Source organism: Gillisella taibaishanensis, from assembly GCF_001938985.1.
In the GTDB taxonomy this organism is placed as follows: domain Bacteria; phylum Pseudomonadota; class Alphaproteobacteria; order Rhizobiales; family Rhizobiaceae; genus Allorhizobium; species Allorhizobium taibaishanense.
The window spans coordinates 62,978-82,682 of the sequence record NZ_MKIN01000019.1 but is presented as its reverse complement, the minus strand read 5'-3'; the positions used below and the strand labels follow the sequence as shown (position 1 = coordinate 82,682).

General features: G+C 58.6%; 15 protein-coding genes. 8 read left to right on the top strand and 7 right to left on the bottom strand.

Annotation, left to right across the window (positions count from 1 at the left end):
• Nucleotides 1-44 precede the first annotated feature (44 nt).
• The 3 genes from BJF91_RS03865 to BJF91_RS03855 are packed head-to-tail and all read right to left on the bottom strand — an operon-like array spanning nucleotide 45 to nucleotide 3,756.
• Entirely contained in the window at nucleotides 45-1,139 is a 1,095-nt protein-coding gene (locus tag BJF91_RS03865) for an ABC transporter substrate-binding protein (RefSeq protein ID WP_075613172.1), read from the bottom strand.
• A 39-nt stretch (nucleotides 1,140-1,178) separates the two neighbouring features.
• Nucleotides 1,179-2,243, bottom strand: coding sequence for an ABC transporter permease (locus BJF91_RS03860; RefSeq protein WP_075613171.1), 1,065 nt, complete (start codon nucleotides 2,241-2,243; stop codon nucleotides 1,179-1,181).
• A gap of 16 nt (nucleotides 2,244-2,259) precedes the next feature.
• Nucleotides 2,260-3,756 carry a sugar ABC transporter ATP-binding protein gene (locus BJF91_RS03855; protein WP_075613170.1) on the bottom strand — a complete coding sequence of 499 codons (1,497 nt, stop codon included), beginning with the start codon at nucleotides 3,754-3,756 and terminating at the stop codon, nucleotides 2,260-2,262.
• Nucleotides 3,757-4,995: 1,239 nt separating this feature from the next.
• Between BJF91_RS03855 and BJF91_RS03850 the strand changes: the two genes are divergently transcribed.
• From BJF91_RS03850 to BJF91_RS03820, 7 genes are all read left to right on the top strand, one after another.
• The gene (locus tag BJF91_RS03850) at nucleotides 4,996-5,328 is read left to right on the top strand and encodes a hypothetical protein (protein WP_139310577.1); all 333 of its coding nucleotides are present in this window, start codon (nucleotides 4,996-4,998) and stop codon (nucleotides 5,326-5,328) included.
• A 654-nt stretch (nucleotides 5,329-5,982) separates the two neighbouring features.
• Nucleotides 5,983-7,101: an RHE_PE00001 family protein gene (locus BJF91_RS03845; protein ID WP_075613168.1), complete on the top strand. Its 1,119-nt coding sequence runs from the start codon at nucleotides 5,983-5,985 to the stop codon at nucleotides 7,099-7,101.
• Between the two features lie 145 nt (nucleotides 7,102-7,246).
• Nucleotides 7,247-8,203: a galactofuranose ABC transporter, galactofuranose-binding protein YtfQ gene (gene ytfQ, locus BJF91_RS03840; protein ID WP_075613407.1), complete on the top strand. Its 957-nt coding sequence runs from the start codon at nucleotides 7,247-7,249 to the stop codon at nucleotides 8,201-8,203.
• Between the two features lie 180 nt (nucleotides 8,204-8,383).
• Nucleotides 8,384-9,922: a sugar ABC transporter ATP-binding protein gene (locus tag BJF91_RS03835; protein ID WP_075613406.1), complete on the top strand. Its 1,539-nt coding sequence runs from the start codon at nucleotides 8,384-8,386 to the stop codon at nucleotides 9,920-9,922.
• A gap of 23 nt (nucleotides 9,923-9,945) precedes the next feature.
• Nucleotides 9,946-10,977 carry an ABC transporter permease gene (locus BJF91_RS03830; protein ID WP_234801537.1) on the top strand — a complete coding sequence of 344 codons (1,032 nt, stop codon included), beginning with the start codon at nucleotides 9,946-9,948 and terminating at the stop codon, nucleotides 10,975-10,977.
• A complete protein-coding gene (gene yjfF, locus BJF91_RS03825; protein WP_075613166.1) occupies nucleotides 10,974-11,954 on the top strand; it encodes a galactofuranose ABC transporter, permease protein YjfF in 981 nt (326 codons plus the stop codon). Before BJF91_RS03830 ends, yjfF begins: the two co-directional genes overlap by 4 nt.
• Complete coding sequence (locus tag BJF91_RS03820) at nucleotides 11,951-12,679, top strand: FadR/GntR family transcriptional regulator (protein ID WP_075613165.1); 729 nt, start codon at nucleotides 11,951-11,953, stop codon at nucleotides 12,677-12,679. The genes yjfF and BJF91_RS03820 overlap by 4 nt, the downstream gene beginning before the upstream one ends.
• Before the next feature lie 160 nt (nucleotides 12,680-12,839).
• Here BJF91_RS03820 and BJF91_RS03815 read toward each other — a convergent pair whose 3' ends face one another.
• A complete protein-coding gene (locus BJF91_RS03815; protein WP_075613164.1) occupies nucleotides 12,840-14,288 on the bottom strand; it encodes an aldehyde dehydrogenase in 1,449 nt (482 codons plus the stop codon).
• Between the two features lie 69 nt (nucleotides 14,289-14,357).
• Nucleotides 14,358-15,791 carry an aldehyde dehydrogenase gene (locus tag BJF91_RS03810; RefSeq protein ID WP_075613405.1) on the bottom strand — a complete coding sequence of 478 codons (1,434 nt, stop codon included), beginning with the start codon at nucleotides 15,789-15,791 and terminating at the stop codon, nucleotides 14,358-14,360.
• Nucleotides 15,792-16,100: 309 nt separating this feature from the next.
• Between BJF91_RS03810 and BJF91_RS03805 the strand changes: the two genes are divergently transcribed.
• On the top strand, nucleotides 16,101-17,000 hold the full coding sequence (locus BJF91_RS03805; RefSeq protein ID WP_083943115.1) for an AraC family transcriptional regulator: 900 nt from the start codon (nucleotides 16,101-16,103) through the stop codon (nucleotides 16,998-17,000).
• A 45-nt stretch (nucleotides 17,001-17,045) separates the two neighbouring features.
• On the opposite strand, the gene fucP is transcribed toward BJF91_RS03805, so the two are convergent.
• Nucleotides 17,046-18,332 (bottom strand): L-fucose:H+ symporter permease, encoded by a 1,287-nt coding sequence (fucP, locus tag BJF91_RS03800; protein WP_075613163.1) that lies wholly within the window; start codon nucleotides 18,330-18,332, stop codon nucleotides 17,046-17,048.
• A gap of 329 nt (nucleotides 18,333-18,661) precedes the next feature.
• Entirely contained in the window at nucleotides 18,662-19,699 is a 1,038-nt protein-coding gene (locus BJF91_RS03795) for a sulfate/molybdate ABC transporter ATP-binding protein (RefSeq protein ID WP_075613162.1), read from the bottom strand.
• Nucleotides 19,700-19,705 lie beyond the last annotated feature (6 nt).

Genomic DNA, 19,705 nt, shown 5'->3' with positions numbered 1-19,705 from the left:
AAAACCGGGTTTTGCTCTTCCCTGACAAACTCTAAAGCGGCAGCTCACTTGCCCCAGATCTTTTTATAGGCGTCGCGGTAGCCATTGTCGGGGTCGAACGAGTTTTTCGGACCGCCGTCGAATTCGACATTGTCAGCGGTCACCACGTGCAGCGGTGACATATAACCTGACCATTTTTCACCGTTCAGCGCCCGGTTCAATTCATCCACCAACTGCCAGCCCTGGAGGTTCAGCGGTTCAGCAACCGTCACCTTCTGATATTGGCCGGCACGAATACGCTGATAGGCGGATTCGGATCCATCACCGGCGGCGACATTGATCGGCGCATCAGTGCCCCCCTTCCCTGCTGAGGCAAGCGACGGACCCATGAAGTCGAAATATAGGTCGTTGATGGCAAGTGAATGGGTCCAGCTGTCACCATATTTTTGCAGCAGCGATGTCGTGAGCTGCGGCATGCGCTGTGATGTCTCGGCAATCGGGGTATCGACATAGGCGAGAACCTTACCGCCGAGCCGTTCTATTTCTTCCTTCATCTTATCGGCCTTGGCAATCGCGATCGCATAGGTCGAGTCCGTGAAGATGATCACGCCCGGCTTGCCCTTGGCATCGACATAGGCCCAATCTGCTGCGGCCTTCGATACTTCCATGGCATCGGTGCTGATATTGGCAAACAGGCCGTTCTTTTCATCCGGGCCGATAGTGGGGCCGGCGTGCCAGGCAACGAGCGGGATCTTGGCGGCTTTCGCCTGTTCCAGTGCCGGGGCCTGTTCGACCGCATCGAAGCCATCGATGATAATCGCATCCGGCTTCAATGCCATGGCCTGACCGAAGGCGGAGGTACGTCCGCCGATCGAGCCTGCGCCGTCCAGCACCTTGACTTGCCAACCGATGGCTTTGGCTGCTTCCTGCACGCCATTGCTGACGCCGAGGATGCCGCCGTTTTTCAGGTCGCCGGCCAGGACGACAATGGTCTTGCCGGGTTGCGGCTTCGGGGCAGTTGTTGGGCCGTCCCAGGTCGTGACCTTGCTGGCATATTTGTCGACAACGGCCTTGGCGTCTGCCATTGGATCGGCCAGAGCCTGATTAGCTGCCAGCAACATGATGACGCTGGTCGCCTGCAAAAGATATCTGCGCTTCATATCCATTCCTCCCTCTGGAAATGTTGATTTCGAAATTTGTTAGGCTTGTTGTTTTTCGGCCTGGGGCTTTGGCACGGGCGCCATTCGGCCTGACAGGCTGCGGCGGCGCTGCGCATATCCGGCAATGCCGATTGCGACCAGAAGCGTGACGCCATTGAACAGCGGTTCGACATAGAAAGAGCCGCCGATCTGCTGGATGCCGGCGATACCAACCGCAAGGATGATCACCCCAATCATCGTGCCCCAGACATTGACCCGTCCGGGCTTGATCGTGGTTGAACCCAGGAAGGCACCGACGAGAGCGGGCAGCAGATATTCGAGGCCGACGCTGGCCTGGCCGATCCGCAGCTTCGACGCCAGCAGGACGCCTGCAACCGCGGCCAAAGTGCCTGATGTCACGAAAGCGCCGATAACAAAGCGGCGAACCGGAATGCCGTTCAGGGCTGCAGCCTTTGGATTGGCGCCGATAGCGTAAACGTAGCGGCCAAGCGGTGTGTATTCCAGCACCAGCCACATCACGACCGCGAGAACGAGCACGTAGATGCCTGTGATCGGCAAACCGAAGACCATCGTGCCGTTCAGATTATAGAAGCCCTGCGGCAGCATGCCGACGACCTGACGGCCGCCGGTGTGCCAGAGCGCTATGGCGTAAAGCACGGTTCCGGTGCCGAGGGTTGCGATAAAGCTGTCGATCTTCGCAACTTCGACCAACAAGCCATTGAGAAAGCCGGTCATGGCTCCAAGCGCAATGACGATCAGCACGGCGACAGGCCATGGCAGGCCGAACATTGTTTGCAGGCTAATGGCGAGAACGTGCCAGAGCACGATGCCATAGCCGATGGTGAGATCAATGCGGCCGGCAGCCATCGGGATCATCGCTGCAAGCGACAGGATGGCGATGATTGTCTTGTCGGAGATGATCGAGCGGAGATTGAGCACCGTCGGAAAGGTCTGCGGCAAGAGCAGCGAAAACAGCAGGATCAGGCCGACAGTCAAAAATACCAGGCCGTAGACAGGTAGCAGGCGCTGGATTTTTTGACCGAGCGTCATTCCTGCCAATTCGGCGCGGGTGGGTTCCAGTGCATTGGATTCGATGGATTGCATTGTTTCTCTCCCAAAGTCACGCCGCGTCAGAGGCGGAGGCTGCGGCAATCACCGCTTCTGTCGTCAAATCCGTGCCGCTCAGTTCCCTCAGGATCTGGCCACGGGAAAATACCAGCGCTCGCTGGCAGATATGAGCGATCTCTTCGAAATCGGTCGAGACGACCAACACGGCCAACCCGCCTTCGACCGCTTGGGCGATCAGACGATAGATGTCGGCCTTGGCGCCGACATCGACGCCGGCGGTTGGGTCCTCCGCTACCAGAAGTTTACGATCGGTTGCGAGCCAACGGCCGACGACAACTTTTTGCTGGTTTCCGCCCGATAGTGCTTCGATTGCGAGGCTCTGGTCATTTGGCCTGAGCCCAACGCGCGTGCCGATGGCATGGGCTTCTGCGGCTTCCCGGTCTGGAGTCTTGAAGGAAAAGAGACGCCGGCCGGAGGCGCCGGGATTGATGAAGGTGTTTTCCCTCAGGCTAAGAGACATGGCGACCGATTCTTCCGTTCGGTCGCGTGCGATCAGCCCTACGCCACTCGTCATGGCCGTCGTAGGATTGGTGAGATCGACTTTTTGGTCCGCTATGGTGACGGTGCCGGAGGCGGGTTCTGCGCCAAATAAAGCGCGGCCCACCAGTTCGTGGCCTGCGCCGCGCAGGCCGACAAGCCCGAGCAGTTCGCCCTGGCGAATATCGAAGGAAACTGGTCCCGCTCCACGGCAGGCGAGGTCCCTTACCTTCACAATGGCAGGGCCAGCGGGTGCGTTGCTCTTGGTGAAGAGTTGGTCGGCTTTACGGCCAACGATCATGCGGATTAACTCGTCTGGCGTGGTCTCTTTGACGGGCTTCTCGCCGACCAACTGCCCGTCGCGCAATACTGCGACCCGATCTGCGATGCGAAAAATTTCGTCCAGGCGGTGTGATACATAGATCATTACAACGCCACGTTGCTTTAACGGTCTGATCGCGGCGAATAGTTTTTCCACTTCATCAGCCGGAAGGCTGGCGGTAGGCTCATCGAGAACAAGCACATCGGCTTCTACAGCAAGAGCGCGGGCGATAGCGACCAATGATTTTTCGGTCCGCGTCAGGTTTTGGACGCGAGTTGACGGGTCGAAGTCGCAGCCCACCAACCGTAGTGCCTCTGCTGTGCGTGCTTCCGTGGCGCGCCAGTTGATCAATTTGTTCCTAAGCGAATAACCCTGGGCGAGACCAACATTTTCTGCAACGGTCATCCATTCAATCAGTCCGAGATCTTGATGGATAAACGCCACCGGTTGGCGTTGATTTGGTTTTGGAGGACGATGGTGATAGCCCTCACCTTTAAAACGAATTTCGCCTTGATCGGGCTTGTAAATGCCTGCCAGCGTCTTGATCAGCGTTGATTTTCCGGCGCCATTTTCGCCAAGCAGCGCTAAAATTTCGCCTGGACGGAGATCAATCGAGACATCAGAAAGAGCGCGGGTTCCACCGAATGTTTTGGTGATTCCTCGAAATTCCAGGATCCTTGTATCGACCATTGTTACTCCTCCCAAAGTGACGTTCGTAAACCTATGTTATCGATAACATAACGTCAAGTGGGTGAAATGAAATCGAACTGACGATTTGTTGAGACGGTGTGTAGGCGAGGGCTTATCTCCAGCGGAGGCATGGATCCTGGTGGATTTGGAGGTATGTTGAAGTTGGTCCCGATGCTGATGGCGTTGAAGAGGAAGTTTTGCTTTGCTGGAAGAGCGTTGCCTTCTTGTTAGCGGGTAGCCAGCCCTCCCCTCCCCTCCCCTCCCCTCCCCTCCCTCTTCTCTCTTCGGCCAGTAGTTGAACTGGAGGTAATTCTGCTGCCACATCATGGCCTTCTTGCTTGTCTTCTGCTGACGGCGGCTGTGCGTTGCTGAACTCGACTGTCCTAACTCTGACCCCGGCTCTGGCCCCTAGTATGGTTGTTCTGGTTTTTGCTGTGTTTATCTTGCTACGTATTTTCCGAGGACCGCTTGTAAGAGCTCGCTTTCAGAAGGACGGCTTTGGCGGTTCTGAGATCAATAAATGAAGTACGTTACGTTACCGTCGGGCAATTCTGCAGCTCAGTAGCCCAGGGCTTCCTCCCCATCATTTCATCGGCCTCTTGGAGTAGCTTTGCTTCTTGATGGGGCTGCGGCGGTTGTTCCAGCCGCTCCCGCGACATAGGATCTGCACAGCTTGAAGTGGCTTGACTTGGGCAGCCTGCCGAACGACAGAAAGAAGCGGTTAGCTCGTCGCCGGTAATCGCTGCGTGAATCGGGCGACGGTGACGTTCACCTTGTCGACTTGTTGGTCCATGTGCGGACGGCGGGTGGGGGGCTTTAGACATGAAGTCTTGGCTGGCTTGAACTTCAACTGCTAGACGGCGCCTTCGCTTTGAGCGTTGACAGCTGTCAACCGGAATTAGCTTCGCACCATCATTCGTGTTGACAGCTGTCAACGAAGGAGGGCGGGCGCGTGATCTCTACAGCGCTAGCTACCAATGTCGTCGACACGAAATTCGGCGCCGCCAATGCTGAACTCATTGGGCTATAGAAGAAAGCTTCGAGATCTTCATGACTTCTTTACTCCTGCGCGGGCATAACAGCTTCAAGCGCGAAATGTATTGCGTACGCGCGGCTTCCTCACTCTTTCCGGCGACAGTTTCTGGATGAATTTATCCAGTGATTTTTAGGGCTTTTGCCTCGACTTCGCCATGCGAATCGTGTCTGCGCACTCCTTCAATAGAAGCATAGGAGTGTCTCATGGCCCGCCCCGACCATGATTTCCCATTAGTCGACGTTATGCGTCTGTATTTCGAGACGCGGGATGCCGCGCGGGCCTTGCGTTTGCGCCTGGAAACTCAGAGGCGGGAGATGGGCGTTCCTGTCGCCGAATTCTATGATCCCCGAGCCAATCCCGTCTATGCGGCAGATATCCTGCGACATCTCGATCTCAGGCAAAAGCAGGCGGACCTTCTGGCTCTGGCCGAGCACAAAGTCATCGAAGAAGCTGCGCCGCCAAATGCAGACGCTGAGGATGAAACACTTATGGCTCCAGCATTCTTTTTATCTGCTGAAGACCTCAACCCGGATTGATCAGGGTTCTTGCTCCTCCAGGCTTATGGCTTGGACCCGGAGCATCAGCATGGCGCCATCGGTGAGGTGATCTACGGCTCCAAAGTCGCTTTTCACCGCGCGACATGGTCTCTTAGTGACAATGTAAATTCTACTTGCGGCGATGGTAACTTAAGGATGCCAGTTTTGATGAGGCTGCGTCCCCACATTTGAGTGTTCGGACGTCGTGCGTAAAAAAGCAAAACGGCGCCAACGAAGCCGATCATTAGTCGCTCCGATGTCAGCTCCACTTTCGCAGACAGTTTCCATGCAGCGACCGCAGGCCCCCGGAACATTGCCAGGTCGCTAGCTTTAAACGAGCCTAAGGTAGTTCGCGAAAAACCGGTTTGTCAGCAGGTGATGTACGGTGACTGATCTCGTGGTCATATACGCTTGTCACGTCGACGCGTCGGTCAGCCCGTAGCCACAGCCATGCGCCGTAAAGATACCGTTTTAACCATTCTTGCGAATAAAGCGAAAATAAGCTTCTAATCCGACGCGCTTTGTGGCATTTTACCTGAAAGATCGGTCCAATTTTCCCCAGATCTTGACGAATAAGCTTTTCGCACGCGATATCGTTGATGAAAGCTAACGCCCTCTTCTCTTTCATATAGAAACTGGAGTAACGTGTTTTCAATGCGTTACTCAGTTGAAAAATTGCCTTGGCAAAGCTTGCTCGCTCCTGTCTCAGCGGCGGCAGAAGCGATCGTACGGCTTGATGAGCGTGCGGCGCGATCTCCTGTTGGCGCTGGTTTGCGGGAGCGTCAGCATTATGCCGATGCGATCTCGTCGCTCTGGGTGGATGGCGAACTGGTACATATGGAAGATCTTGTTTTCCACGATGCGAGGATGGACACCCGGACGCCTACGCATGAACTGACCATCGCCCATCTCATCCTGCGCAGCCGCCGCGAAATTGTGCAGCATCCACCTGCGTGGGCCTTCAGCGATCAGGGACTTCTGCGATTGCGCGGACGTGAAAGTGGGATAGGCGGTGACCGGCCCACCGGGACGGCCGGTTCATCTCAGGACGCAGACTTTGCGGAAGACGGCCAGACAGGCGATAGCTCGGCAGATGAGTTTCAAGCAGAACTCGACCGCTTTGATGCTATCCTCAAGCGCAGCGCATCTGTACTCGACGATGTCTCAACTCGTCGGTTCCAATCCCGCGCCGACGATCCGCGCGCCATTGTTTACGACCCTGACTGGAACGAAGAGGAGAGGCTGTCCGATTGGAGGGCATTGGTCGAAGACGTCCAAAATCTCCCCCCGGTTCTTGCTGCCGCCTGTTTGCTCGACGCCTGGCAAAGCCATGACGTGAGCGAGCACAGCCCATGGCTAGGCCGGCTGCTCGCCGCAGCCTACCTGCACAAAACCGGCTTGGTCCAGTTCCATCTGCCTGCGGTTTCTATTGGCTTGAGGGCCGTTCCGCGAGAACAACGCCAAGCGCATCAGCGGAGCCAGAGGCTGCTTGCGATTATCGACGGTTTCGAGAAGGGGGCTAGGCTCGGGCTGAAGGAGCACGACCGGCTATCTCTTGCCCGCACGACGCTCGAGCGCCGCACCGTGGGTCGGCGCGGTTCGTCCAAGCTGTCAGACCTCGTTGATCTGGTGTTATCGCGACCGCTGGTCTCGGCGGGCCTTGTCGCCAAACAACTTGATTTGACGCCTCAAGGCGCGCTCGGACTACTCAAGCAATTACCGTTGCGCGAGTTGACCGGCCGTGGTCGTTACCGGGCCTGGGGCATTCTATAAAGGGCTCTTGAGGACATCATTTCCGCTATGCTGCAGTGCAGCACATATAATACTACTAATCATCTTTACAACCCTAATATTTGTGCCTATGAATTGCCGCAGACGTCATGGAGGTGACGTTTTTTTTGGGAGGACATCCATGAATATGCTTTGCAAATTCGCGCTTGGCGTGAGCATGACCGCGCTCGCCTGCTCTTCGGCCATGGCGGCCAATCTGACGGTCGGCTTCTCGCAGATCGGTTCTGAATCCGGCTGGCGCGCGGCTGAAACTTCGGTCACCAAGATGGAAGCCGAAAAGCGCAAGATTACTCTGAAGTTTGCTGATGCCCAGCAGAAGCAGGAAAACCAGATCAAGGCGATCCGCGGCTTTATTGCCCAGGGCGTAGACGCCATTCTTGTCGCGCCTGTCGTTGCGACCGGCTGGGAAGATGTGCTGACGGAAGCCAAGGAAGCCAAGATCCCGGTCATCCTGCTCGACCGCGGTATCGATGCTCCGCAGGATCTGTACCTGACCTCAGTCGCCTCCGACCAGGTCAAGGAAGGCAAGGTTGCCGGCGACTGGCTGGTCAAGTCCGTCGGCGACAAGCCATGCAAGGTCGTGGAACTTCAGGGCACGGTTGGCTCCACACCGGCGATCAACCGCAAGAAGGGCTTCGAGGACGCGATCAAGGGCCATTCCAACATCTCTATCATCCGCAGTCAGACCGGCGACTTTACCCGTGCAAAGGGCAAGGAAGTCATGGAAGGCTTCCTAAAGGCTGAAAATGGCGGCAAAGACATCTGCGCCATGTATGCCCACAATGACGATATGGCTGTCGGCGGCATCCAGGCTATCAAGGACGCTGGCCTCAAGCCAGGTAAGGACATCAAGGTCGTCTCGATTGACGGCGTTCCTGATATCTTCCAGGCGATGATGGCGGGTGAGTCCAATGCTTCGGTCGAACTGACGCCGAACATGGCTGGTCCGGCGTTCGATGCACTTGCCGCCTATCTCAAGGACGGCAAGAAGCCTGAGAAGTTCATCATCACCGAATCCAAGCTCTATACGCCTGCAGATGACCCGAAGGGTGAGTACGAGCGCCGCAAGGGTCTTGGCTACTAAGACTGTTGCCGCATCCGCGCCTGGCAGGACGTCTGTCGGGCGCGGCTCCATATACTCAAGCGTTTCCGCGTTTCATGGAAACCCGGAAACGCTCTGATCTTTTGTGTTGTGCATTGCTGAACCGGAAGCATGTCCCGCTTTCTGTCGGAATGCGCTGAGAGGCAGCAGCCGGGTGACACGATGACGAGCAGCCAACAGGCCGTGCTGGCCGCAACAGCCATTACCAAGACTTTCGGCGCCCATGTCGCCTTGCAAAATATAGACATCACCTTCCGCCCAGGCGAAGTGCATGCACTTCTCGGCGAAAACGGTGCCGGTAAATCGACCCTCATCAAGATACTGACTGGCGCCTATACGCCCGACAGCGGCACTGTGCTGGTGGATGGCACGCCAATGAGCTTTGCCACACCGCTGCAGGCTCAGGCCGCTGGCATTGGCACGGTCTATCAAGAGGTCAATCTTCTGGCCAATATGACCGTGGCAGACAATCTTTTCATCGGCCGCCAGCCGCGTCGCTTCGGTCTCGTCGACCAGCGCGCCATGGCACGCGATGCCCGCCGCATTCTCGCAGGCTATGGCCTCGATATCGACGTGCATGCCGAGCTATCGACCTTTTCCGTCGCGGTCCAACAGATCATCGCCATTGCACGCGCCGTCGAGTTATCCGGCAAGGTGCTGATCCTCGATGAGCCCACCGCCAGCCTTGATCGCTCCGAAGTGCTCAAACTGTTTGAGGTGATCCGAGTGCTGAAGGCGAGGGGGCTCGCCATCGTCTTCATTACCCATTTCCTCGATCAGGTATTCGAGCTTTGCGATCACGCGACAGTGCTACGCAATGGACGCCTGGTTGGCAGCCAGCCGATCGACGATCTCAACCGCACGACCTTGGTGCGAATGATGCTGGGCAAAGACCTCTCGCTTCACGAGGATGCCGTTGCTGGCATCGAGGCAGAAGTTGGCGAGAGCCTCATGCAGTTTTCGGCCTACGGGCTTGGCGGCAAGGTCCAGCCCTTTACCTTGAACATCCACAAGGGTGAAGTTATCGGCGTTGCTGGCCTTCTCGGTTCCGGCCGCACGGAAATGGCGCGGCTGATGTTCGGCATCGACGCCGCCGATCAGGGCGAACTCGTCCTAGACGGCAAATCGCGAAAAATCCGCTCGCCACGCGATGCAATAGATCTGGGTTTCGGCTTTTGCCCTGAAGACCGCAAGGCCGACGGCATTTTCGGTGATCTCTCCGTGCGAGAAAACATCATCATTGCGATGCAGGCAAAACTTGGCTGGTTCCGCACGCTGAGTCGTGACGAGCAGATGGAGATTGCCGGTCACTTTATCGAGGCGCTGGATATTCGCACCGCGTCTGCTGAATTGCCGATCAAGCTTTTGTCCGGTGGCAATCAGCAAAAGGCAATCCTTGCCCGCTGGCTTGCGACCGATCCGCGCTTTCTAATCCTCGATGAACCGACGCGCGGTATCGACGTCGGTGCGCATGCCGAAATCGTACGGATGATCAGTCGGCTGCGGGAAGACGGATTGGCGCTGATTGTCATTTCCTCCGAGCTTGACGAAGTCGTCAGCTATTCCTCGCGTATCGTGGTCATGCGTGACCGGGCAATGGTGGCAGAATTGCATGGGGCCGATATCGCGCCTGACGTGATTGTACAGACCATTGCGGCCCAACCCACATCTTCCGCCCCGTTCGAAGGCGCTGCACCATGAAAATCCGCTTGGGTTCCGCATTTATGAAACCGCAATTCGCAGCACTTCTTGCTGTTCTGCTCTTGAACTGGCTGGTCTTTCCAGGCTTCTTCGACATTGCCTGGCGTGATGGTCGGCTGTTCGGCAGCTTGATAGACGTGCTCAATCGCGGCGCGCCGGTTGCCATTCTGGCGGTCGGCATGACCGCAATCATTGCCACACGCGGTGTTGACCTGTCGGTCGGTGCAGTGATGGCGGTTGCCGGTGCCGTAGCCGCCACCTGCGCGGTGGCTGGCCAGCCCTTAATCGTCACCTTAGCCGCAGCCCTTGGCATCGGCCTGGCCTGTGGGCTCTGGAACGGTCTGCTGGTTGCCTATCTCGGCATCCAGCCGTTCGTCGCCACGCTTGTGCTGATGGTCGCGGGCAGGGGACTGGCGCAATTGGTCACGTCGGGTACCATCGTGACATTTAGCGACCCGGCCTTGGTTTTCGTCGGTACCGGCTCGCTGTTCGGCTTTCCGATGCCGGTCGTAATCGCTCTTGTGCTGATGCTTGCTGCTCATGCTCTCATGCGCCGGACTGCCATCGGCCTGTTCATTGAGGCGATCGGCACAAACCTGTCTGCCGCCAATTACACCGGTCTTCGCAGCCGCTCTCTTATCCTTGCCGTCTACGGGTTCGGGGGGCTTTGCGCGGCCATCGCCGGCACCATTGCCGCCGCTGACATTCGCGGTGCTGATGCGAACAATGCCGGCCTTTGGCTGGAACTCGATGCGATCCTTGCAGTCGTGATCGGTGGCACCTCGCTGCTCGGTGGTCGGTTCTCCATTCCAATGTCCGTACTCGGCGCCGTTATCATCCAGGCGATGAATACCGGCATTCTGGTCTCGGGCCTACCGCCGGAATTCAACCTGATCGTCAAAGCCAGCGTCATCATCGTTATCCTGATCCTACAGTCCGACAGGGTCGGGGAGCTCGTCGCCGGCTGGAAGCGCCGCTCCACCGTGTTGCCGCAGGCCGATCAGGCCAAATCCAAAACACAAGTCAATATTCAGGCTCCGGAGAAAATGGGATGAACCCGCGCTATCGGCCATTGGTCGCCACAACCCTGATCTTCGTTGTCGCCTATACGCTCTGCGTCATTAGCTATCCCGGAATGTTCTCGACCCGGGTGCTCGGCAACTTTCTGACAGACAACGCCTTTCTGGGTATTGCCGCCGTCGGCGCGACCTTCGTCATTCTCTCTGGCGGCATAGACCTGTCGGTCGGTGCCATTATCGGTCTGACTGGCGTGTTGACAGCCTTATTGATTAGCCATGTCGGGCTTGATCCAATCGTGGTGTTTCCGATCGTGCTGGCGGCCGCGGCTTGTTTCGGGGCGGTCATGGGGGCGGTCATTCACTTCCTCAAGGTACCGTCATTTATCGTGACGCTTGCTGGCATGTTCCTGGCGCGTGGCATCGCCTCGGTGCTGACGCAGGACAGTATTCCGATCGATAACCCGGTCTACAGGGCGATCTCGCAGGCATATCTTCGCCTGCCGGGCGGGGGCCGTCTCAGCGCAATCGGTTTGCTGATGCTCGGCGCATTTCTGGTCTGCGGCTTTATCGCTCATCGCACTCGGTTTGGTTCCTATGTCTATGCACTCGGCGGCAATCCGGTGTCGGCGGCGCTGATGGGTGTGCCAACCGGGCCGGTAACAATTGGCATCTATGCTCTCTCGGCATTTCTCTCGGGTGTGGCCGGTATCGTCTATTCCCTCTACACGTCCGCCGGCTACCCGCTCGCCGCCGTCGGCATCGAGCTTGACGCCATCGCTGCGGTGGTGATAGGCGGCACGTTGCTGACCGGAGGTTACGGTTTCATATTTGGAACCCTGATCGGCGTGATGCTGCAAGGACTGGTGCAGACCTATATCGTCTTTGAAGGCACGCTCTCGAGTTGGTGGACGAAAATCGCCATCGGGGCTTTGCTGTTGATGTTCATCCTGTTGCAGAAGCTGGTGTTTCATGCTGGAAATGGACGCACGAGGATGAAAAAGGCTACCGTATGATCGACCCGGGGAGCCTGCTTCGCTCCCTTTCCGGGCGGGCCACGGCGCGCAACTTCCATTCCCACGTGATCAACGAAATCGGCGCCGGAGTAATTTCCGGCCGCTTTCCTGTGGGCTCGATCCTGCCCAACGATGCCGCCTTGATGGACGAGTTCAGCGTGTCCCGCACGGTGTTACGCGAGGCGCTGAAGACCCTCGAAGCCAAGGGACTGGTGGAAGCGCGCCCGAAAGTAGGCACTAAGGTCGCGAAGAAGAGTCGCTGGAACCTCTATGATCCACAGGTATTGGCCTGGTGTCTGGAAGCTGAGCCTGATGAAGAGTTTCTCGCCGGTCTCTGGCAGGTGCGCCATGCGCTTGAACCCTTGGCCGCGGCAGATGCAGCACGTGACCGCACCGGCGATCAAATCCGCCTGATGCATTACTGGCTGAGGCAGATGGAAGTGGCCCTGTCAGAGCCGCAAAGCTTCTGTCTCGCCGACTTCGAACTGCATCGAATTATTGCTGAAGCGGCCAGTAATCCCTTTATCCGGGCGCTGCAGGGCGTGATAGAATTGTCGCATGCGTTAGCCTATCGATCTGTAATCGCATACGAACTTCCTTACGATCTTGCGCCGGTTCTACAAAGCCACCGGGCCTTGGTGACGGCGATTGAGCGTGGACTTACCAGCGATGCCGCATTGGCGATGGTAGAGACGATCGAATACGATCGTCTCCAGGCGCTTTAGGTATATGATTACGCCTTGGGGCAGGGCCGACGTCATGGCTTTTAGAGCACTTCAGTGTTTCGGAAACAGTGAAGTGCTCTAGCCTTTTATTCTGCATTTCCTAGGGCGAAAGCGGTCCTTGCAATTGCTCTACATCCGCTGTTCGGATTTAGCCCATCGCTCAGAATGGGTAGTGCTGGCCCGGATCTTCGATAGTGATCCAGCGCAGATCGGTAAACTCGTTGATCCCTGCCTTACCGCCGAACCGGCCGTAGCCCGAACTTTTCACACCGCCGAACGGCATCTGTGCTTCATCGGCAACCGTCGGGCCGTTGATGTGGCAAATGCCGGCTTCGATCCGGGCGGCAATCGCCATGGCGCGCTGGATATCGCGGCTGAAAATGGCCGAAGACAGGCCGTATTCGCTGTCATTGGCAATACGGATCGCCTCTTCCTCATCCTTGACGCGGATGACGGGCTTGACGGGGCCGAAGCTTTCCTCGTCAAAGCTGCGCATGCCTGCCTTGACGTGGTCCAGCAGGGTGGCCTCGACCACGCTGCCCGTGACCTTGCCGCCAGCAGCCAGTGTTGCCCCCTTGGAGACGGCGTCGTCGATGAAAGCCTGCATTTTAGCGGCTGCCTCCGGATTGACTAGCGAGCCGAGCACCACATGGCCGCGCGGATCTCCGGCCGGCAGCGAGGCGGCGCGGGCGGAGAGCTTGGCGACGAATTCGTCAGCCACCTTTTCATGGACGATGAGTCGCTCGGTCGACATGCAGATCTGGCCCATGTTCATGTAGCAGCCGAAGACGGCGGCGTTGACGGCGGCGTCAATATCGGCATCTTCGAGCACCAGGAAGGGGGCCTTGCCGCCGAGTTCCAGCAGGGCCGGCTTCAAATGGCGGCCGCACAATTCGCCGATGATCCGGCCAACCTTGGTCGAGCCGGTGAAGTTGACGCGGCGCACTTCCGGAGCGCTGATCAAGGCAGCAACGACGTCAGCCGCGTCTTCAGGGGCATTGGTGATGACGTTGACGACCCCGTCCGGCAGACCGGCTTCCACCAGAACCTGGCCAATCAGCACATGTACGCCGGGGCAGGCTTCGGAGGCTTTCAGGATGATGCTGTTGCCGCAGGCAATCGCCATGGCGATGGCGCGAGTGCCAAGAATGATGGGCGCATTCCAGGGTGCGATGCCGAGGCATACCCCTGCCGCCTGGCGCACGGCCATGGCAAGTGTGCCGGGCTTGTCGGACGGAATGACTTCACCCTGAATCTGGGTGGTCATGCTGGCAGCCTCGCGCAGGATGCCGGCGGCGAGCATGGTGTTGAAACCGGCCCAGGGCGCGGTTGCGCCGGTTTCGGCAATCATCAGCGCGGTAAATTCCGGTGCCTTCGACGCCATGATATCGGCGGCCTTCAGCAGCAATGCGCGCCGCTCGCCGGGACCGGTGCGTGACCACGCGGGGAAAGCGGCCTGGGCTGCGGCAACCGTGGCTTTGACGTCGTCTACGCCCGATGCCGGCGCGCGCGAGGCGATTTCGCCGTTGAACGGGTCGATGCGGTCGAATGTCCGCCCGGACAGAGCGCCGGTCTTCTTGCCGCCGATAATCTGTTGGATCTCTTGCATGTCACTTTCCTCCACTTGATCTTAAACCCTTGCGGGCCATTGCGTGATGTTTTGAACTGGTTGGCGGGGTCAATCCGGCTGCGTCAGCGGACCGGATGACGGCCCGCTTGCGAGGCTGACCCACCTTATTTCGGTAAATTCGTCCAGTGCCGCTTCGCCGCCGAACCGGCCGTAGCCGGAAGCCTTGACCCCGCCAAAGGGCATGGCCGGATCGTCAGCCACCGTCGCTCCGTTGATGTGAATGATGCCAGTCTCCACGCGCCGTGCGACCTCGAGCGCACGGCGGAGGTCCCGGCTGAACACAGCACCTGAAAGGCCATATTCGCAGTCATTGGCAATGCTGATGGCTTCATCGGCATCACCGGCCCGCACGATCGAGGCTACTGGCCCAAAACTCTCCTCGCGGTAAAGCCGCATGCCCGGCAGAACCCGGTCGACGACTGTCGCATCCATCAGCGTGTCATGGACGCGCCCGCCCGTTAGCACCTGCGCGCCCTTGGCAACGGCGTCGTCGATCATCGCGGCGACCCGACGGCCGGATTCCTGTGAGATCAAGGCCCCAAGCGGCGTCAGGTCCAGGGCGGGATCGCTCGCCTTGAATTGTTTGGCCCGCTCGGTGAACAGGGCTAGAAACGCTTCGGCCACCGCCTCGACGACAATGATCCGTTCGGTCGACATGCAGATCTGACCCTGGTTGAAAAACGCGCCGAAAGCAGCGGCCTCCGCAGCCTGATGCAGATCGGCGTCCTCAAGGACGATCAGCGGTGCCTTGCCGCCAAGCTCCAACAGGCAGCGCTTCAAATGCCGGGCGGCCATCTGCGCGACAATCCGCCCAACCCGGGTCGATCCGGTAAAATTCACGCGCCGAACAACAGGATGGGCAATCAGCGCCTCGACAATTGCCGAAGCATCGGCAGGTGCATTCGAGATAATGTTGAGCACGCCATCGGGCAGGCCTGCATCCTGCAGGACGTCGCCGAGTAACCTCTGGGTGGCGGGCGCCAGTTCCGAGCTTTTCAGGATGACGGTGTTGCCGCAGGCAAGCGCCAGCCCAATCGAGCGCACCGCGAGCAGAACCGGCGCGTTCCAGGGCGCAATGGCGAGGCATACGCCAGCCGGCTGGCGCAGCGCGAAGGATGCCCCCGGTTTTAACTCGGCGAGTGCTGCCGGTTCCCGGACATGGTCGGCCATCCCGGCGGCATCGCGCAAGATCCGGGCGCCGTGCTCAATGTTGAATCGGCTCCAGGCAAGTGTCGCCCCCGTCTCGGCCATCATCACGTGGATTAAGAATTCGCTTCTGTCGAGCAGGAGATCGGCGGCTTTCATCAAGATCGACCGGCGTGTCTTCGGCGGTGAGGAGGACCAGTCCGGAAACGCTGCCGCGGCGGCAAGAGCCGCCCGTTCGGCATCCCCGAGACTTGCTGCTGCGGCCACTGTGACGGTCTGGCCGGTCAAGGGATTGGCGCGGGTAAACTGAGCACCCTGGCTTGCTTCGGCCGCCATGCCGCCGATCAACAATGGGGCTGTGAAGGGTTGATAGGGAGAGGTTTGTTTGCGCACGAGATCAGCCAATCCGTCTGAGACGGAGCCATTTCGGCCCACCACTGCGGAGCGCTTGCTGACCATCGATAGAGCCTCCTCCCAAAGGCGCTTCAGTAATACGAGCCGGATTCGATACCGGCGGCACTTTCTATCTTTGGGGTTTTATCCCTTTTGTCTCGGCAACTTTATAGGTTTGCGCGCCAAGAAGAATGTATATATCTGGGCTACGTTTGTATTTTTCTGGCATTTCGTATCCCATGGAGACGGTGGTTGGTCGAGGAATTCGCACTGATGCGGCGCTTGAGAGCGCAAAGCTTGGAGCCGACTCTTTCCGAACGTTTCCTGCGCATCGGAGACCATCCCTATCGTTGGTTCACTCATTTGATCTTTGTCGCTGCTGGTACAATACGTGCTGCGTCAGGCGAGACCTCCAGAACCATACCTGGTCCCTGTCTTTTGCTTCTGCCGGCATCGGAACTGGTGAGATTGCGGCTTTCCGCCGGCTCGCGCGGCTATCTCTTTGGCGCGGCACTCGACATAATCGCGGATGCGATTGGCGATTATCCGGAATCAGAGCCAATCTCTCGCCTCATTGGTATCAGGACCATTATGAGCGGTCTCACCGGCGCGCAGGCACATGTGTTGGATCAGTCGCTGGCGGGTCTCGTCGAGGAAATCAATGGGGATGGCCAACCATCGAGCATGGCGGTTTCGGCCCGTCTGCGCCTGCTGCTTCACTGGGTCTGGCGGGAGAACACGCCGGACGAACCCGCGACATCATTGTCATCAGGTGGCAGTGTCCCGTTGCTGCAGCGTTTCCGGCAGTTGGTCGAGGCCGATTATCGGCAGCATTTGGCGATTTCGATCTACGCAACCAGGCTCGGCGTCACCACTGATCGTCTTCACGATCTTTGCAGGCGCAATCTCGGCCGCTCGCCGCTCGAACTTTTGCATGAACGGTTGTGCCAGGAGGCGCGTATCAGGCTTGAACGATCCGACGCCAGCGTGCGCGATCTTTCGGAGACGCTTGGCTTTCGGGATCCCGCTCATTTCAGCCATTTTTTCAAAAATAAGACGGGGCTGTCGCCCGCCTCATACCGGCGTATGGTCCGGCAATCGTCTGCCATGCCGGGCCTCGGCGCCAACCTGGAATACCACGATTGGCCATGACACTCAGATAAGAGTGGCGCCGGCCGCTGGGCCGGCGCCTGTTGCTCAGGCCGTCTGCTTGGAGCCGATGAGGCCGTAAAAGGCGATATAGACGTAGCAGAGAATCGGCATCAGGAAGGCAAGGTGGATGCCAACGCTATCGGCAAGACCGCCCTGCACCAGCGGCAGCAAAGCGCCGCCGACGATTGCCAGGCACAAGATGCCCGAGCCCTGACTGGTGTGGTGGCCAAGGCCCTTCAGGGCCAGGCTGAAGATCGTCGGGAACATGATCGAGTTGAAGAAGCCGATCGACAATACGCACCACATCGCCACATGGCCTGTTGTCAGCACGGTGGCGAGCAGAAGGATGCCAGCGGCAACGGCATTGAAGGCCAGTGCCTTGCCGTCGTCGACATAACGCATCACCGCTGAACCGACGAAGCGGCCAATCATGGCGCCACCCCAGAAAAAGGAGACGTAATGTGCGGCACTCTGCTCCGACAGACCGGCGATGCTGGGATCACCAACGAAGTTGACGAGGAAGCTGCCGATGCTGACTTCTGCGCCGACATAAAGAAAAATGCCAACGGCGCCGAGCACGAGGTGCCGGTAGCCCCAGGCCGATCCGCTTGCTTCGCCGGGCTTGGGGGCAGCCTCTTCGTCCTCGATGGCAGGCAGTTTCAGCGCAGCAAAGATTGCGGCGAGGATGAGGAAGGTTGCCGCAAGCAGCAGATAGGGAAATTTGACGGCGCCTGCTTCGGTCGTCCTGAGAGCATCGAGCTGATCCGGTGTCAACGTATCCATGGCAACCGTGGCTGAAGACAGGATGAGGAGCGCGCCGAAGGACGGTGCGACCGTCGTGCCAAGCGAGTTGAATGCCTGGGTCAGCGTCAGCCGGCTTGAGGCGGTTTCGGGTGCGCCAAGCGCGGTGACATAAGGATTGGCGGCAACCTGGAGAATGGTGACGCCGGCGGCCAGCACGAACAAGGCGCCGAGAAACAGTTCATAGACGCGGAGGTTTGCGGCGGGAATAAACAGGGCGCAACCGATTGCCGCAACGACAAGGCCGGTGACGATGCCCCATTTGTAGCTGATGCGCTTGACGAGCGCGCCGGCCGGCAAAGACACAATGAAATAGGCGCCGAAAAAGCACAGCTGGATCAGCATCGTCTGCGTGTAGTTCAGCTGGAAGACGTTTTTCAGGTGCGGGATGAGAATGTCATTGAGGCAGGTAATAAAGCCCCAGAGAAAGAAGAGAGACGTCAGCGCGATCAACGGGCCGGTATAGGAGCGACCAGCATGACCAGCTCCTTCATGGGCGGCCTGCGGCACGCCAGTTTGAATTCCTGCCATTTTCGGTTCTTTTTTCTTGATGCTACGCAGGTGACCTGCGGCATGGGTTAACGTTCAGGCGGAGCGACTGCTGCGCCGACAGGCGCCTGCCGGCTGGCAACGCCGAGGAGGGCGTGATTGTTCCTGGACCAGCCGGAGATGCGCGCGCCAGCGAACGCAGCCACGGCTTGCTGTGGCACTTGGGAGAATACACAGCGAAAGCAGGCTTCGCTTAACGCTCCATACCAAAGTCCGCAAGCTTTGAAGGAATAAATGCCTGTGCATCAAAAAAGGCCGCATCATGAGACGCGGCCTTCAAAATCCCTTGAAAAGCGAAAGTGGCGAGCCGGTCAGGTGCCGCTCGGGTAGACTTTCCAGCGCCTGGGGCGGAAGGAAATGCCTGACCGGGTCGCGGCGGGATGATCGACGGGGACGTCGATTTCCACCAGATGTCGGCTGCCGCCAAGTTCCAGTTCCAGGCGTCGCGTTCCTGATAGTCGCCGGCTGCCGGTAACGGTTCCGGCGATACAACCGCCACAACCGTCAAGGATATCAACCTCTTGCGGGCGGAAAAACAGGGTGGCTGGACCTTGTCCTTCGGCCTTCAATCCCGTCGGCCAGTCATCGATCCAGACCTGGCCGGAATCGAGGCGAACGGGAACGGCCGAGGACTCGCCGATGAAGCGGTGCACGAAGGGAGCTGCCGGATTGTCATAGACATCATCGGCGGTGCCGACCTGTTCGATCCGTCCCTGGCTCATCACCACGACCCTGTCGGCCAGTTCCAGTGCTTCCTCCTGGTCATGGGTGACGAAAACCGTTGTGTGGCCGGTCCGGTCATGGATTTCGCGCAGCCAGCGGCGCAGATCCTTGCGTACTTGGGCGTCAAGGGCGCCGAAGGGTTCGTCGAGCAGCAGGACCTTCGGCTCGATCGCCATGGCGCGAGCCAAAGCCACGCGCTGGCGCTGGCCGCCGGAGAGCTGGGCCGGATAGCGCTTTTCAAGGCCCGAGAGCTGGACGAAGTCGAGCAGTTCGAGCGCGCGTTTGCGGATCTCAGCCTTGGGCGGACGTGTTGCGCGCGGCCTAACAGCAAGGCCGAAGCCGACATTTTCCAGCACGGTCATATGCTTGAACAGGGCATAATGCTGGAAGACGAAGCCGACCTGGCGCTCCTGGACAGTCTTGCGCGATGCATCGTCCTCGCCAAAGAAGATCTGGCCGGCCGTCGGCCGTTCCAGGCCGGCGATCAGCCGCAGAAGGGTGGTCTTGCCTGAGCCGGAAGGGCCGAGCAGCGCGATCAATTCGCCTGAGCGGATGTCCAGAGACAGGTCATGCAGGGCGGCGGTCGAGTTGAAGTCCTTGCGGATGTTGCGAATATTCAGTTCCATGAGCGG